11 protein-coding genes are annotated in these 16,079 nt (G+C 41.9%); 5 read left to right on the top strand and 6 right to left on the bottom strand.

Going from position 1 to position 16,079, the window contains the following annotated elements:
* The first annotated feature begins 542 nt into the window (after positions 1 to 542).
* Complete coding sequence (locus tag H5181_RS07465; protein ID WP_011637400.1) at positions 543 to 2,459, top strand: methyl-accepting chemotaxis protein; 1,917 nt, start codon at positions 543 to 545, stop codon at positions 2,457 to 2,459.
* Positions 2,460 to 2,634: 175 nt separating this feature from the next.
* Here H5181_RS07465 and nadA read toward each other — a convergent pair whose 3' ends face one another.
* From nadA to astE, 5 genes are all read right to left on the bottom strand, one after another.
* Positions 2,635 to 3,702, bottom strand: a complete 1,068-nt coding sequence (gene nadA, locus H5181_RS07460; RefSeq protein ID WP_011637399.1) for a quinolinate synthase NadA — start codon at positions 3,700 to 3,702, stop codon at positions 2,635 to 2,637.
* A gap of 102 nt (positions 3,703 to 3,804) precedes the next feature.
* The gene (locus H5181_RS07455; RefSeq protein ID WP_182750654.1) at positions 3,805 to 5,427 is read right to left on the bottom strand and encodes a dihydrolipoyllysine-residue acetyltransferase; all 1,623 of its coding nucleotides are present in this window, start codon (positions 5,425 to 5,427) and stop codon (positions 3,805 to 3,807) included.
* A 9-nt stretch (positions 5,428 to 5,436) separates the two neighbouring features.
* On the bottom strand, positions 5,437 to 6,414 hold the full coding sequence (locus tag H5181_RS07450; RefSeq protein WP_011637397.1) for an alpha-ketoacid dehydrogenase subunit beta: 978 nt from the start codon (positions 6,412 to 6,414) through the stop codon (positions 5,437 to 5,439).
* A 3-nt stretch (positions 6,415 to 6,417) separates the two neighbouring features.
* Entirely contained in the window at positions 6,418 to 7,596 is a 1,179-nt protein-coding gene (locus H5181_RS07445) for a thiamine pyrophosphate-dependent dehydrogenase E1 component subunit alpha (RefSeq protein WP_182750653.1), read from the bottom strand.
* A gap of 156 nt (positions 7,597 to 7,752) precedes the next feature.
* A complete protein-coding gene (gene astE / locus H5181_RS07440) occupies positions 7,753 to 8,781 on the bottom strand; it encodes a succinylglutamate desuccinylase (protein ID WP_182750652.1) in 1,029 nt (342 codons plus the stop codon).
* Between the two features lie 221 nt (positions 8,782 to 9,002).
* On the opposite strand from astE, the gene msrA reads away from it, so the two are divergent.
* Together msrA and trxB are read left to right on the top strand one after the other, a co-directional pair.
* Positions 9,003 to 9,482: a peptide-methionine (S)-S-oxide reductase MsrA gene (msrA, locus tag H5181_RS07435; protein WP_182750651.1), complete on the top strand. Its 480-nt coding sequence runs from the start codon at positions 9,003 to 9,005 to the stop codon at positions 9,480 to 9,482.
* A 201-nt stretch (positions 9,483 to 9,683) separates the two neighbouring features.
* Positions 9,684 to 10,637 carry a thioredoxin-disulfide reductase gene (trxB, locus tag H5181_RS07430; protein ID WP_011637393.1) on the top strand — a complete coding sequence of 318 codons (954 nt, stop codon included), beginning with the start codon at positions 9,684 to 9,686 and terminating at the stop codon, positions 10,635 to 10,637.
* 64 nt (positions 10,638 to 10,701) lie between these two features.
* On the opposite strand, the gene H5181_RS07425 is transcribed toward trxB, so the two are convergent.
* Positions 10,702 to 11,262 (bottom strand): GNAT family N-acetyltransferase, encoded by a 561-nt coding sequence (locus tag H5181_RS07425; protein ID WP_182750650.1) that lies wholly within the window; start codon positions 11,260 to 11,262, stop codon positions 10,702 to 10,704.
* Between the two features lie 179 nt (positions 11,263 to 11,441).
* On the opposite strand from H5181_RS07425, the gene H5181_RS07420 reads away from it, so the two are divergent.
* Positions 11,442 to 12,629, top strand: a complete 1,188-nt coding sequence (locus H5181_RS07420) for an efflux RND transporter periplasmic adaptor subunit (protein ID WP_011637391.1) — start codon at positions 11,442 to 11,444, stop codon at positions 12,627 to 12,629.
* 5 nt (positions 12,630 to 12,634) lie between these two features.
* Positions 12,635 to 15,820 carry an efflux RND transporter permease subunit gene (locus H5181_RS07415; protein ID WP_182750649.1) on the top strand — a complete coding sequence of 1,062 codons (3,186 nt, stop codon included), beginning with the start codon at positions 12,635 to 12,637 and terminating at the stop codon, positions 15,818 to 15,820.
* Positions 15,821 to 16,079: the final 259 nt, after the last annotated feature.

Raw genomic sequence — 16,079 nt, 5'->3', positions numbered from 1 at the left:
AGCCTCGCATTTATGCGGGGCTTTTTGTTTTGACTGCTAGGTAAGCAACATCCCCTTCTCTTATTGTTTCATGCTGTGTTGATTTCTGTTTATTAACTTTCTTTTGATCTATGCGGCCTCCGCCCACGACAGCGTCAAGATGTAAAGTGATTGCCCCTTATCGCTCCAACTAAATGTTAATAAAAAAACAAAAAACGACATTAAGTCGGCTTTTAATCATATGTACAAGCTTAAGCGTAGCACTTTCATATTCAATTCTTTGGCATAATTTGGCATGGAGGTGAGAATGATGAGGGCTTTTATAATTAGCTTTTCACCGGCGAAGGTCTCATCTGCTTTCGATATGTCGGCTTGGCGCACTGAAATACAATTACTGTGAAGGAATTCATAAATCATTAACAAAGACCGCTTATTTTTTTAACCACAAATGGCATGTGAGCCATTGAACACGGTTTTTTTTATAATTTATAGATAGTATTGCGTTCTATAAAAATATTAATTAATGCTAGCTTATATTTTAAAATCGCTAAAAGGAACAGTACATGGTCAATACATTTAATCTCAATATCGGCAACCGTATAATCTTAGGTATTACGGTCATATTGATCTTGGTCATGGGTACTGTTATCCCCTTCGTATTATCAGAATTCACAACCAATATTGATAGTGCAGAGCAACGCGAGTTACATAAACTCTATGAAACCGCTACCGCTGAAATTGAGTCAACTGGGAAATTAGCCCAAGCGTTGGCAACCGTCGTTGCTCGCAATTCAGACTTACAAAAGTTGTTTGCCGAAGGCGACCGAGAGACGTTAGCATTAAAAACATTACCATTATTTGAAACCTTGAAAGAAGATTATGCCGTTCGTCAATTCCAGTTTCACTTGCCACCTGCTACCTCATTCTTAAGAGTACATAAGCCTGAGAAGTTTGGAGACGATTTATCATCATTTAGACAAACCGTTATCGTTACCAATAGAGACCAAAAACCAGTAAGAGGATTAGAGAAAGGCGTTGCAGGCATCGGAATTCGTGGAATTATGCCTGTCAATTATCAGAATGCACATATTGGTTCTGTAGAGTTTGGTATGTCTTTCGGCCAGGCATTTTTTGACCAATTTAAGAATGATTATAAGGTCGATATTGCGCTTTATACTCAAAAAAATGGACAATTTGAAGCATTTGGAGCGACGACTGAACCTCATAGTTTTTCTGATAATACTCGTCTAGCACAAGCATTCAATGGAGTAATACTGAACAACCAATCTACATTACACGACACTTCCTATGCTGTTTATTTACATCAAGTTAAAGATTTCTCTGGACAGCCAATAGGTGTCCTAGAAATAGCGTTGGATCGCACACACAATGTAAATGCTATCAATGATGTGACCTTTACTATGATTAGTGTTGGTGTCATCGCCTTGTTATTAGGTATCGCTATTGCTTGGGTTATTAGCAGAAGTATCACCACCCCAATAAATATGACAACCCATACAATGAACAACATTGCCGATGGCGATGGTGATTTAACGCTCCGTTTATCAGTAAGCGGAAATGATGAAATTACCGCATTATCCAAAGCATTCAATCAATTTGCAACAAAGGTACATAATACAATTAATCAAGTTATGTCCGCCACACAGCAACTGAATCACTCTGCCGAGCGTTTATCAGGCATCACACTCGAAACTCAAGCTGATGCAGTAAAACAGCAGCAAGAAACTGAGCAGGTTGCTACAGCAATGAATGAAATGAGCGCGACAGTTCAAGATGTTGCACAAAATGCAACAGAAGCTGCTGATGCGGCTCAAAAAGCAAATGAGGCTACTCAAGCTGGTAAGCAGGTAGTTAGCAAGGTTTCATCGGAAATCAATCAATTGGCTTCTGAAATCAATATTGCAACACATGCAGTGTCCGATTTACAAAATCAAACGACAGCCATTGATAGTGTTCTAGAAGTTATTCGAAATATTTCAGACCAAACAAATTTATTAGCGCTGAATGCAGCTATCGAAGCAGCCAGAGCAGGAGAGCAAGGTCGAGGATTTGCAGTTGTTGCCGACGAGGTTCGTACCTTAGCCAGTCGTACACAAGCTTCCACGCAAGATATACAAGCAATGATAGAACAATTGCAAAGTGGTGCGGCTAAAGCTGTTCAAGTAATGAAAGATAGCGGTAAAGTTACAGACTCATGCGTTACTCAGGCAATAAATGCAGACCATGCACTCGATGACATTTTTGCAGCGGTAAACACCATTACAGAAATGAATATTCAAATCGCCAGCGCAGCAAACGAACAATGTGCAGTCTCAAATGAAATAAATAAAAACATTACCAATATCAACGATATTGTTACCAAAACAACCGAAGGGTCAATGCAAACAGCAAGTGCAAGTGAAGATCTGGCTGATTTATCTAAACAACTGAATTCCTTAGTAGGCCAATTTAAGATTTAAACAAAACGAAATACAACAAACCAAGTCTACACCACTTGGTTTTTTTGCTTATCCTATAATGGCTCGCTTGGGCATTATATTAATATTTAAGGCTAGCGAACATTAGCGTAAAAGACCCAATAAAAAGCCGACGAGATGTCGGCTTTATGTTTTTATGATCACTAAACCCAAGCTTTTAGGCGTTGCCCTTCACTTTCATGTTCAATTCTTTAGCAAAATCAAGCATGCGTGTGAGTGGGATGAGAGCTTTGATACGCAGTTCTTCATCCACAAATATTTCATGATTAGTTTTATCGCTATCGACTAATGAAGCTTCAATAGCTTGCAAACCGTTCATGGCCATCCACGGGCAATGGGCACAACTTTTACAGGTGGCACCGTTGCCGCCAGTTGGGGCTTCGAGCAAGGTTTTACCTGGCGCTGCTTGCTGCATTTTATAAAAAATACCGCGATCTGTCGCAACGATAAAGGTATCGTTAGGCATGGTTTGCGCGGCTTTAATTAACTGACTGGTAGAGCCGACAGCATCAGCAAGTTCTACTACACTGGCAGGTGATTCTGGGTGTACTAGAATCGCCGCCGTAGGATGCTGTTTTTTAAGCTCACGAAGTGCTTTGGCTTGAAACTCATCATGCACAATACATTCGCCCTGCCATAACAACATGTCAGCGCCAGTTTGTGTGTTGATATACGAACCTAAGTGACGATCGGGTGCCCAGATAATTTTTTTATCCTGGCTATCGAGATGCTCAACAATTTCTAACGCAATACTGGAGGTGACAACCCAATCTGCGCGGGCTTTTACTGCTGCTGAGGTATTGGCATATACCACGACAGTATGATCTGGATGCGCATCGCAAAATTCATTGAACTGCTCAATTGGACAACCTAAATCTAATGAGCAGGTTGCTTCTAGGGTTGGCATTAAAATGGTTTTTTCTGGGCTTAATATTTTAGCGGTTTCGCCCATAAACTTAACCCCAGCAACAATTAATGTCTTTGCGGGGTGATCGCGACCGAAGCGTGCCATTTCCAGAGAATCAGACACGCAACCGCCCGTCTCTTCAGCTAACGCTTGGATTTCAGGATCAGTATAATAATGGGCAACAAGTACCGCGTTTTGATCAATCAATAGCTGTTTAATACGTGCTTTATATTGTGCTTTCTCAACGTCAGACAACACGGCAGGTTTTGGCGGAAACGGATATTCAATCATTTCAATTCTAGGTGCCGACAGACTCATACATGTTCCAATCTAGTGACAATATCCGAGTATTATACGAAAAAGAGGCTAAAAACAAAAGGACGCTTTAGCGTCCTTTTGGATAAGATAGATTAAACACTGTTAACGCATAGCTAATAGCATTTCTTGCGGTTGCTCTAAGTAGTGTTTCCATAGATTACAGAAGCGTGCAATGGTGCCACCGTCAATGACGCGATGATCGCCAGACCAGCTTACTTGCATAATCTTACGTGCTTCAACTTCGCCTTTAGCATTAAAGCGCGGCAATATTTGTAACTTGCCTAACGCAACAATGGCCACTTCAGGTTTGTTAATAATCGGTGTTGCCACCGTGCCGCCCAATGCACCAATATTGGAGATTGAAATAGTTCCGTCTTTTAAATCTGCTGGCGACACGCGGCCACTGCGCGCGGCAGTCGTTAAGCGAGTTATGTCGGCGGCAATATCTAAAATAGACTTACTTTGCACATCTTTGACATTTGGCACCAATAAACCGACTTTAGAGTCGACTGCCATACCAATATTATGACGTGACTTGTACGTTAACTCGGTGCAATCTGCATTAACTTGACTATTCAATATCGGAAATTCAGTGATCGCTAATGACATGGCCTTCATAAAGAATGGCATCATGGTGAGCTTCACTTCGTCAGTTGAATAACGTTGCTTCATGCTTTCACGTAAGGCTACGAGTTCGGTAAGGTCAAACTCTTCACAGTAAGTAAAATGAGGGATAGTCGATACTGACTCAACCATCATTTTCGCCATAATGGCTTTGACGCCCTTTATGGGTTCAACTCGGTCACTTGCCGTTACATTAGTCACTGTGTCGCTATTCACAGAACTGACAACTTGAGCACTTACGTGACTCGTTGATGACACTGCCGTTGTGCTTGCTGCAGCTTGAGTGGCATTACCACCTTGCTGATGACGTTCAATATCTTCTTTGTAAACTCGGCCATTTTTGCCTGTGCCCACAACCATAGCGATATTAATGTCCAGTACTCGCGCCATTCGGCGAACGGCTGGGCTAGCTAAGGCTTTACCTTGTGCAACAGGTTCAAGGTTAACTTGTGGCGCAGCTGCTTGTGCTTGTTCAACGACTTCAACAGGAGCTGACGGAGCATTAACTTCAGCTTCCACTTCAATGGCGAATAAAGGTGAGTGCACTTTAGCAAGCTGACCTTTACGATAATGGAGTTTTACAATTTTACCGGCTTTCATGGCCGGGATTTGCACTAACGCTTTATCGGTCATCACATCAGCGATGGGTTGATCTTCAACGACGATATCGCCTTCTTCGACTAACCAATCAACCAATTCACATTCAACAATCCCTTCACCGATATCAGGCAATAAGAACTCTTCAATGTTTGACTGACTGCTGGTTGTAGCCGTAACTGCATTACTGTTGTTGTTAACAGCTGAATCGTTAACCGGTGTCATGGCAGCAACAGGGGCTTCAATGACGCTATCGTTGTCATCACCATCCATTTCTACTGCGTACAATGGTTGATGCACAATGGCGATTTCACCTTTGGCGTAATAAAGCTTGGTAATTTTTCCAGCATGGGGCGCCGGAATTTGCACCAAAGCTTTGTCTGTCATAACATCAGCGATCGGTTGGTCTTCTGTGACGATGTCACCTTCGCTAACTAACCAATCAACTAATTCACATTCCACCACACCTTCGCCGATGTCGGGTAAAATAAAATCTTTAATCATATCTTACTCCTAAAACGACACAGTGGCCTTGATGGCTTCGAAGGTCTTTAACTCATCTGGCATGTATTCTTTTTCATGCACTAATGGATAAGGCGTATCTAAGCCGCACACACGACTGATCGGTGATTCAAGCGATAAGAAACATTCTTGCTGAATCGTTGCCGCGATTTCACCAGCAAAACCGCCGGTTAATGGCGCTTCATGGTTAATCAGTAAACGACCCGTTTTGGTCACTGATTTTGCGATAGTTTCAACATCCCATGGCGCGATTGTGCGTAAGTCGATAATTTCGCATGAAATACCTTCTTTCTCGGCACGTTCGCAGGCTTTTTCGACGATTTCCATCTGTGCGCCCCAAGCCAGTACAGTAATATCGCTGCCCTGCTTAACCACTTGTGCTTTGCCTAACTCGATTACGTAGTCACCGGCAGGGACTTCGCCAACAGATGCGCGGTACAAACGCTTAGGTTCAAAGAAAATCACCGGGTTTGGATCGCGAATAGACGCCAGCAACAACCCTTTAGCTTGTTCTGGATTACGCGGAATAACCACTTTTAAGCCGGGCGTTTGGGTAAAATAGGCTTCAGGTGATTGTGAGTGGTAATGTCCACCGGCGATACCACCACCGTATGGAGTACGGAAGGTTAACCCACCCACATCAAATTGATTACCACTGCGGTATCTAAATTTTGCTGATTCATTAACGATTTGATCGAATGCCGGAAAAATATAATCAGCAAACTGAATTTCAGCAACCGCAGTCATGCCATAAGATGCTAGACCATTAGCAAAACCAGCAATACCTTGTTCAGTTAGCGGCGTGTTAAAACAACGGTCGCGACCAAACTGCTCTTGTAAACCAGAAGTCGCGCGAAAAACTCCACCGAAGTGGCCAACGTCTTCACCAAAAATCACCATGCGCTCGTCGGCAGTCATGGCTATTGATAACGCCTCATTGATGGCGTGTAACATATTCATTTGAGCCACGGTTTAGAGTCTCCCTGCGCTTTTTGGATAGGCTTTTGGATACTTAGCAATGTGTTCTTTCAGCTCTTTAAGCTGTTTTCTCAATGCTGGGGTCGGTTTATCAAGCACATCTTCAATAATTTCATCTAGTTTCGGAATAGGTAACTTTTCAGCCACTTTAACTGCTGCTAGCACTTCTTCGCGATAACGTTCAAATAACTTGGCTTCATCGGCTTCAGTTATCCAGCCTTTATTGACCATCCATAACTTAAAACGTTTTACTGGATCGTGTTTCTGCCATTTGGCTTCTTCTTCTTTTGAACGATAACCAGATGGATCGTCTGATGAAGAATGCGCGCCCAAACGATAAGTCATCGCTTCGATTAATACCGGTGCATTATGTTCTAGTGCATGGGCACGGGCTTGTTGTGTGGCAGCTAACACCGCTAGCATGTCGTTACCATCTACACGAATGGTATGCATACCATACCCAACTCCACGACTCGCAATACCGTTACCGGCAAATTGCTCTTCTGTAGGGGTTGAAATAGCATAACCATTGTTACGACAGAAAAAGATGGTCGGAGACTTAAGCACTGCAGCCATGTTCAAACCAGCATGGAAGTCACCTTCTGATGCTGCACCTTCGCCAAAGTAACAAATGGCGACGTTACGCTTGCCTTGCAGCTTCATACCATAAGCAACACCTGTGGCTTGTGGAATTTGAGTTGCCAGTGGTGATGAAATGGTTTGGTAGTTGAGTTCGCGGCTGCCGTAATGAATCGGCATTTGACGACCTTTACCTAAATCTTTCTCATTACTGAACATTTGATTCATAAATTGTTCAGTCGTAAAACCGCGATAACGCAATGAGGCGTGCTCACGATATTGAGCCAAAATGACGTCGTCTTTATCAAGCGCTGCTGTGCTGCCAATAATTGAGGCTTCTTCACCGGTACAGGTCATGTAAAAACTAATCCTTCCTTGACGCTGCGCACCCAACATACGCTCGTCTAATACGCGTGTAAAAACACAGGTATCAAAGATTTTTTCGGCCAAAGCCTTGTCGATTACTGGTAGAACCGCGTTTTCATACGTAGTGCCATCAGCTTGCAAAATACGCAAAATGGGGATGTGCAATGACGCTTTGTCTAAGAAGCTGACACGGTGCACTGTTTCATTGGTCAGTGGTGCGTTGCTCATATTATGCTCTTGTTATTGTTGAGCCATGTTCAACATAAACATGGCTCTATTTATACTATGCGAGTAGACATTACGTTAACGTAAACTACCTATCAATACTTACTCTCACTGTAAACGCATTTTACTCACGATTGACATGTATATATTGCTTTACGACTATAAAATTGACTCGTTTGGTGCAGGTACTAAACATAGCACTGTACGTTGCCCAATGGGCACATTTGCATTGGGAAATACGATGGCTTCTTGTGGGTATTCAACAATGATGGCATTACCGCCTTCTGTCGCTAATACCTCGCCCTGACTAAAGGCACTGAAGTTTTCTGCATCGCCTGCAAAGCTAAATTCAAAATCATCAAAGTGCTTGTTAATAGAGCGCGATACCTTATACAAGTTGACCTTGCTAGGGTCGAACTCAACAGGTGCTAACTTAGTTTCAGTAATCAACTTTTCAAGCATAGTATGAGTTTGTGCAAAACGACTCATGTCATTTTGGCCAAATGGCATCACTTTGCCTAATTCCACCGTAAAAGCATCTGCTTGAAATTGCTCTGACGAATAATAACTAAACGTTGTTGTTGGTTCGTGGTGAAACAACATAGTATCAACGCCACATGCCGCCAAAAACATAATTTGTTCACCGCTGAAAGCACGGCCTGGGCGGTATGGGTAAATGGCAAACTTTTCATGCTTTGAGGCACGGATGGCAGTATGTAAGTCGTAATGAATACGTTGGTTGTCGCTATTAGCATTGAAAAAATCAGCCACGTATTGCTCTAATGCTTTGGCACGGTGACGCTCTGGATGGCTTAAGCCCTCGCCTTTAGAATGCGCGCCACTAAAAAGACGATTCATGTTTTCATCAATAAAACGGGTTTTATTGAGAATAGCAGTAGGGTTACCAATTAAAAACATCACACGCTGCTTGGCAATAATGCGTTGGCTGAGCAAATCTTTAATGAGTTGATTACAGATTTCAATCGGCGCAGTTTCATTACCGTGCACAGCACAAGACAGCACGATATCTTTGGTGGCATTAGCCGGCGTAAATACAATCACTCCCGTATCCCACACATCTACGCGAGTATGATCTGCCAACATAAAATCATATGCCGCAGGTAATTGATTTGGATTGGCTAACGTATAGGCTAAAAAATCGCGGTTTATCATCAGGTCAGATAACACTATCAACTCCTTGTCTCATTATTATATGGCGTAGTTAACTTTGACGTAAAACGATGTTAACTATTACTGCCTATTGTGGCGGATTCTATCATAGCCAAACGCTATTTTATTGGTGGCATAACTTAGATTTATTTATTAATAAAAGTTTGCTTGCAAATATTGTCGATATTCAACACAATTACAGCCATCTAGACTTCTATAATTTGTTTTAAGGGTTTGTCATGGCGTTAGCAACATTTGGTGCAGGCTGTTTTTGGGGTGTTGAATATTTTTTCCGTGAAATTAACGGCGTCAGTAACGCAACGTGTGGCTACATGGGTGGCAAAGACAGTGCGACGACATATAAAGAAGTGAAGACGGGTTCCACTGGTCATGCAGAAGTGGTGCAAGTTGAGTTTGATCCAGAAGTCGTCAGTTACAACGACTTGTTGGACACTTTTTGGAAAAACCATAACCCAACCATGCTGAATATGCAGGGCGGCGACATTGGCACACAATATCGCAGTACGATTTTTTTCCACGATAAAGAGCAAAAAGCCCAAGCTGAAAGCTCTAAAGTGGCGTTAGCACGCAGTGGTAAATGGGGGCAGCGTCATATTGTGACTGAAATTGTACCGATACAAACATTCCACATTGCCGAAGAATACCATCAGAATTATTTAGAAAAAAATAATTTACCAACCTGTCACTTGGTTTACTAAACCTACGCTAGCAAACAGTATAGAGCGACAAGTAACCGTTTCAAGCAAGCTAATGTGCACCATTACCTCACCTGAAACGGAATATTTACACAATAGATAACCCCAATCGATTTCCTACACTCAACTTCACTTTACCCGCAGAGGTAAATTCCATACAATCCCATGCAAATTGCTTAAGGCATGTTATCGGAGAACAAAATCATGAGTGAAGCTCGTCACGTTAACCTACTAATTTTAGGTTCTGGCCCTGCCGGCTATACCGCTGCTGTTTATGCAGCGCGTGCAAATTTAAATCCTGTGATGATCACAGGCATGCAGCAAGGTGGTCAATTAACAACCACAACTGAAGTGGAAAACTGGCCAGGCGATGCTGAAGACTTAACTGGTCCAGCATTAATGGATCGCATGCAAAAACACGCTGAAAAGTTTGATACCGAAATTATTTTCGATCATATCAATGAAGTGACCCTAACTGAGCGCCCTTTCCGTTTAAAAGGCGACAATGGCGAATTTACCTGTGATGCATTAATTATTGCCACTGGTGCATCTGCTAAATACTTAGGTCTTCCATCTGAAGAAGCATTTATGGGCCGCGGTGTTTCTGCCTGCGCTACATGTGACGGTTTCTTTTATCGTAACCAAAAAGTTGCGGTGATTGGTGGTGGTAATACTGCTGTTGAAGAAGCACTTTACTTAAGTAATATTGCATCTGAAGTTCACTTAATTCACCGTCGTGACAGCTTCCGTTCAGAAAAGATTTTGATTAACCGCTTAATGGACAAAGTCGCTAACGGTAATATCATTTTACATCTAGACCAAACACTTGAAGAAGTCACTGGTAACGACATGGGTGTGACGGGTCTTAAAAAGAAAAGCACTAAAGATGGTTCAGTGACAGATTTAGAAGTCGCTGGTGTATTTGTTGCTATTGGTCACAGCCCTAATACTGGTATTTTTGCTGGTCAATTAGAAATGAATCACGGTTACCTACAAGTAAACAGTGGTTTACAAGGCAATGCTACACAAACTAGCATCGAAGGTGTCTATGCTTGTGGCGACGTAATGGATCAACATTATCGTCAAGCTATTACTTCTGCCGGTACGGGTTGTATGGCTGCACTTGATGCTGAGCGTTATTTAGACGCTAAAAAGTAATCGACAGTATGTAATACAACAAAAGAGCAGCTCAGGCTGCTCTTTTTTATTGCCTTAAAAAACATTACACTGCTTTTTGATAAAACACGGCTTCAGTATCACCTAATGGATCACGGTGAATACTTTTATGCTGAAACGTCATACCAAGTTTTTTCATAATCACAATTGAGGCAATATTTTCCTCTACTGCTATCGCACTCACATGAGTCACGTCATCAGGCTCACTGACAGCATCCATGACCGCTTTGGCAGCTTCTGTAGCATAGCCTTTACCCCAACAAATATGCTTAAACCGCCAACCTAACTCTAAGTTATGCGGTTGTGCTTGGGTAAAAAAGTGCATCGGTCTGACTAATACCCAGCCTAAATACTCGCCGCTTAACCCGTGTTGATCGTTGGCGTCACAATCGAGCGCATGGACTTTCCATAATCCCCAACCTTTTGACGGATGTAAATATTGAGCCAATCTTGGCAACATGATCGTATCTATCTGATGCTGAGTGGTTTTATTGCCGCCATTAAGAAAGTGCATGACTCGTTCATCTTGGTCTAGTTCAAATAATAGTGCGCTGTCATTAAGAGTCATTAATGACAGTTGTAATCTAGAGGTGTTTTCAATCTGCACAATATCTGTTCCCTAAAGGTTTTATGTCATGAGATCACATGCAAGTAGTTGACACACAAGTTTACACAATGAAACAACAAACACTAAACATATCGATTAACATATACAGTAGAAAAAAGACTATTGGCGGTATGAAATGAACTTACTGCAAAAATATCGGATTATAAAAAGGAAGCATTGTGGCTACTAAAAAACAAATAATATTACCCATCATAGTATTAGGTATTGGAATAGCCGGTTTAGTTGGCATTGCTGCACTAAAAAAACCGCCTGAAGAAAAGCCTGCAGTTGATACCACCCCTTTAGTGTCGGTTGAAGCACTTGAATATAAACCGATGACTTTTTCTGTCAGTTCATACGGTGTTGTCGCGGCAAAATACGACACCGAACTCGTCGCACAAGTCAGTGGTGAAATTATTTATTTAGCCGATAAATTCGTCAAAGGTGGCTTTGTTAAAAAAGGTGATGTTTTAGCTAAAATTGATCCCAGTGACTATGAAGCAGGTTTATTAGATGCTCAAGCAAACATAGCCTCATCTAAAGCCAACATGGTGCAAGAACGAGCCAATGCGGAAGTCGCCTTACGAGAATGGGCTGAGATAACCAGCAGTAAGCCAACCGATCTTAGTTTACGCAAGCCACAATTAGCACAAGAATTAGCCAAACTAAAAAGTGCTGAAGCGGGTTTATTACGTGCACAACGTGATTTAGAGCGTACGGTTATCCGCGCTCCGTATGATGCACTTATATCCAGCCGTGAAATCGGTTTAGGTGCATACGTCACCACTGGCAGTAAAATTGGTCATGTTTATAATACTGATACAGCAGAAATCCGCTTACCGCTTGCCGATAAAGAAATGCAATATTTAGATCAAAAAGGCACTCATGCTGAGGTACGATTAGTGGGTAACTTTGCTGGAAGCAAACAAGAGTGGATAGGAAAAATTGTTCGCAGTGAAGGCGTGGTCGACAGCAAAAGCCGCATGACATACCTCGTTGCCGAAATAGACGACCCATACGGACTCAATAGCGATAAAAATGAATTACGATTTGGCACCTATGTTACCGCCTATGTTGAAGGCAGTAATGCCGGTAATGTGGCCATTATTCCGCGTCATTTGATTGTAAATGGTTTAGTTGCCGTGATGGATAGCGACAAAACCTTACGTTATAAACCTGTTAACATTATTCGCCAAGAAGGCGCGAATGTAGTGATTTCAGAAGGTATTGAATCAGGCGTACAAGTTATCACATCAGCGCTTGATTACCCGCTAGAAGGTATGCAACTCGCTTTGCCTGAAGATAAAATCTTACAAGATGAGTCAGTAGAAACAGAAAAAACTGAACTTGCGATGGAAGGTAAATAAACATCATGGACGATACTAACAAAGGAATTATCGCCTGGTTTGCCCGCAATAGCGTAGCTGCAAACTTGTTGATGATCATTATCATACTCGGTGGTCTGTTAACCGCCAATACAATCCGTAAGCAATTCTTCCCTGCTGTTGAAGTTAACTGGATTCAATTTAGCGCCGTTTACCCAGGTACTGCACCACAAGAAGTGGAAGAAGGCATTACCATTAAAATTGAACAAGCCTTAGAAAGCGTTCAAGGATTAAAAAGGGTTATTACCTATTCAAATCGTAATATAGCGCAGGGATATTTTCAGGTTGAAGACTCATATGACCCACAAGTCGTACTTGAAGAGGTTAAGTCTGAAATTGACTCGATCTCAACCTTTCCTGGTGGCATGGAGCCCCCTAAAGTTGAACGGATTAAATTTCGCCAAGAAGTCATGTATTTAAGCCTTTATGGTGACTTAAACCAAAAGCAACTCAAAGATTTAGGCGAGCGCATTAATGATGAAATCATGCAATTGCCTGGTGTCAACATTAGCGAATATTATAGCGGCTTAAGTTATGAAATTGGCATTGAAGTCAGTAAAGACCGTTTACGTGAGTTTGGGATCACATTTAATGATGTCGCTGAGGCCGTTCGTGGCTATTCACGCAATATGTCGGCTGGCCAAATCAAAGCAGAAAATGGTTACATCAATTTACGCGTTCAGAATCAAGCCTATGTAGGTTACGAGTTTGAACAACTGCCTTTACTAACATTAGATGATGGTACCAAGATTTTATTGGGTGATATTGCCAGCGTAAATGATGGCTTTGAAGAAGGCATTCAATACTCTAAATTTAATGGTAAAAATTCAGTTACCTTCTTCATTGGTGCGGGTAAAAACCAAAGTATTACCGATGTGGCAGATACCATTAATAGCTTTGTCGATAAACAGCAAAAAATATTACCACAAGGTGTAAAACTTGAACCTTGGGTAGACATGACCTACTACTTAGATGGCCGTTTACAACTGATGCTCGACAGCATGAAAAGTGGTGCGATATTAGTGTTTATCATGCTGGCTTTGTTCTTGCGTGTTCGATTGGCTTTTTGGGTGATGATGGGACTACCGGTGTGTTTCCTAGGCACACTATTGTTTATGCCAATGGCATTTTTTGATGTAACCATTAACGTTATCAGCTTGTTCGCCTTTATCTTAGTGCTGGGGATCGTGGTCGATGATGCCATTGTGATGGGCGAAAGTGCCCACAGCGAATCAGAAGAACACGGCCAAAGTATTGACAGCGTTATTCGTGGGGTTAAAAAAGTCGCCATGCCAGCAACCTTTGGTGTACTGACCACGATAGCCGCTTTTCTACCAATAACCATGGACGACGGTCCATCATCTGCATTTGGGCAGGCTATTGGTTTTGTTGTTATTTTATGTTTATTGTTTTCATTAATAGAATCTAAATTGATTTTGCCTGCGCATTTGGCGCACATGAAAAAGCCTACCATTGTTAAACCAGGTTCAAAAAATCCATTAGATTGGCTGCGTAACGGCGTTAATTTTGTTCAAGGTAAAATTGATCGCGGGTTAACGAAATTTATTAAGTCTGTCTATCGCCCTTCCCTTGAATTAGCGGTTGAGTATCGTTACGCGGTTATCATGTTGTTTATCAGCTTGATTTTGATCTGTGTTGGGCTTTATATGGGCGGTTTGGTTCGTTTTATCGGTCAACCAAAAATTCCACACGACTTTCCAAGAGTCACCGTTGAAATGAACGTTGATGCATCAGAAAAATCGACACTCGCGGCCGCACTGGCCATAGAGCAGACTTTATATGATGTTGATAAAAAGATTGAACAGCAATATGGCCAGAAAATGATTTCTGACATGCAAGTCGATCTTAAAGGGCAAACAACAGCAGAAGTGATGACTAAATTGGTAGACCCATCACTTAGACCAATGGATACCTTTGCTTTAGCAGACTTATGGCGTAAAGCAATGCCACAAATTCCAGGAGTCAAATCGTTTAGCATTCAAGACAGTTTAATGGGCGGAGGTCGTGAAGATGGCGACATTAGCTTTAGGCTTGAAGGTAAAGATGAAAGCCAGTTAGTGGCAGCGTCATTAGCCCTAAAAGCCAAACTGAATTCACTTAAAGGCGTCAGTGACGTAAACGACAGCCGTCAATCAAGTGCCAAAGAAGTGCAGTTTCAGTTAAAGCCGTTGGCCAATGCATTGGGTTTAACCTTAGCTAATATCGCCTCACAGGTGGGCAACAGCTTTTACGGTCTTGAAGCACAACGTATTATTCGTAATGGTGAAGAAATAAAAGTGATGCTTCGCTACCCTGAAGAGCAACGTAATTCAATCGCACTGGTACAAGATGTGATGATTAACACCCCACAAGGTGCAGAATTACCGCTATCTGAAGTGGCTGAAATAATGGTGGTTCAAGGCGTTAACAGTATCCGCCGCGAAAATGGTAACCGTACCATTAACGTGTGGGCCAATGTAGATGCAGATCAAACTGAACCGTTTAAGTTAGCTAAAGATATCCGTGATAACTTTATGCCTGAGTTATTGATTAAGTATCCGCGAGTACACAGTGTGGTTTCTGGTAGTATTCAAGAGCAATTAGACAGCGCAGATACACAAATGCGTGACTTTATCTTATCGTTATTGCTGATTTATAGCTTGTTAGCTATTCCACTACGCTCATATATTCAGCCTGTGATGATCATGTCTGTGATCCCGTTTGGGGTTATTGGTTCCGTAATGGGCCACATCATTTTAGGTATCGATTTAAGTGTACTATCGATGTTCGGTATTATTGCCGCGGCTGGTGTTGTGGTGAATGACTCGTTGGTGATGGTGGATTATGTCAATAACTCACGCAAAGCGGGTGTGCCGATGAAACAAGCCGTTCTCAATGCAGGTTGCCGTCGCTTTCGGGCTATCATGCTAACGTCATTAACAACATTCATGGGTTTAGTGCCGATTATGGCTGAGACCAGTATGCAAGCTCAAATGGTGATCCCAATGGCGGTTTCATTAGCGTTCGGAGTATTATTTGCGACTGTGGTAACTTTATGTCTTATTCCATGTTTATATATTGCAATTGAAGACGGTAAAGCATTGATCCGCAAGGTCATCAATATTTACGTCCCTGCTCCTTCGTCTGCGATACCAGCAACCGAACAGCATTAAAAGCAATTACAACTACAATAAAAAAGGGCCTAAATGGCCCTTTTTTATTGCATTTTTTATGGTCGAGACAACACTTATAAATCCACTCTATCGATGGTTTTTTATGATGTGATGATCGATGTTCAAAGATTAAGTGAGTAATTGGTTTTATTCACAAAATAGTCCCTCAGTTAAAATAATCTCTTTATCGTTATTCGATAAAATAATATGCTAATCTAGCGCTAACTACCTTGTTTATTGCCAGCCAGCTAAGGTCACA

Source organism: Shewanella sp. SG44-2 (assembly GCF_014164215.1).
Classification (GTDB): domain Bacteria; phylum Pseudomonadota; class Gammaproteobacteria; order Enterobacterales; family Shewanellaceae; genus Shewanella; species Shewanella frigidimarina.
Note: the sequence above shows the minus strand (reverse complement) of the source record. Positions and strands in the feature narration are given on the sequence as shown.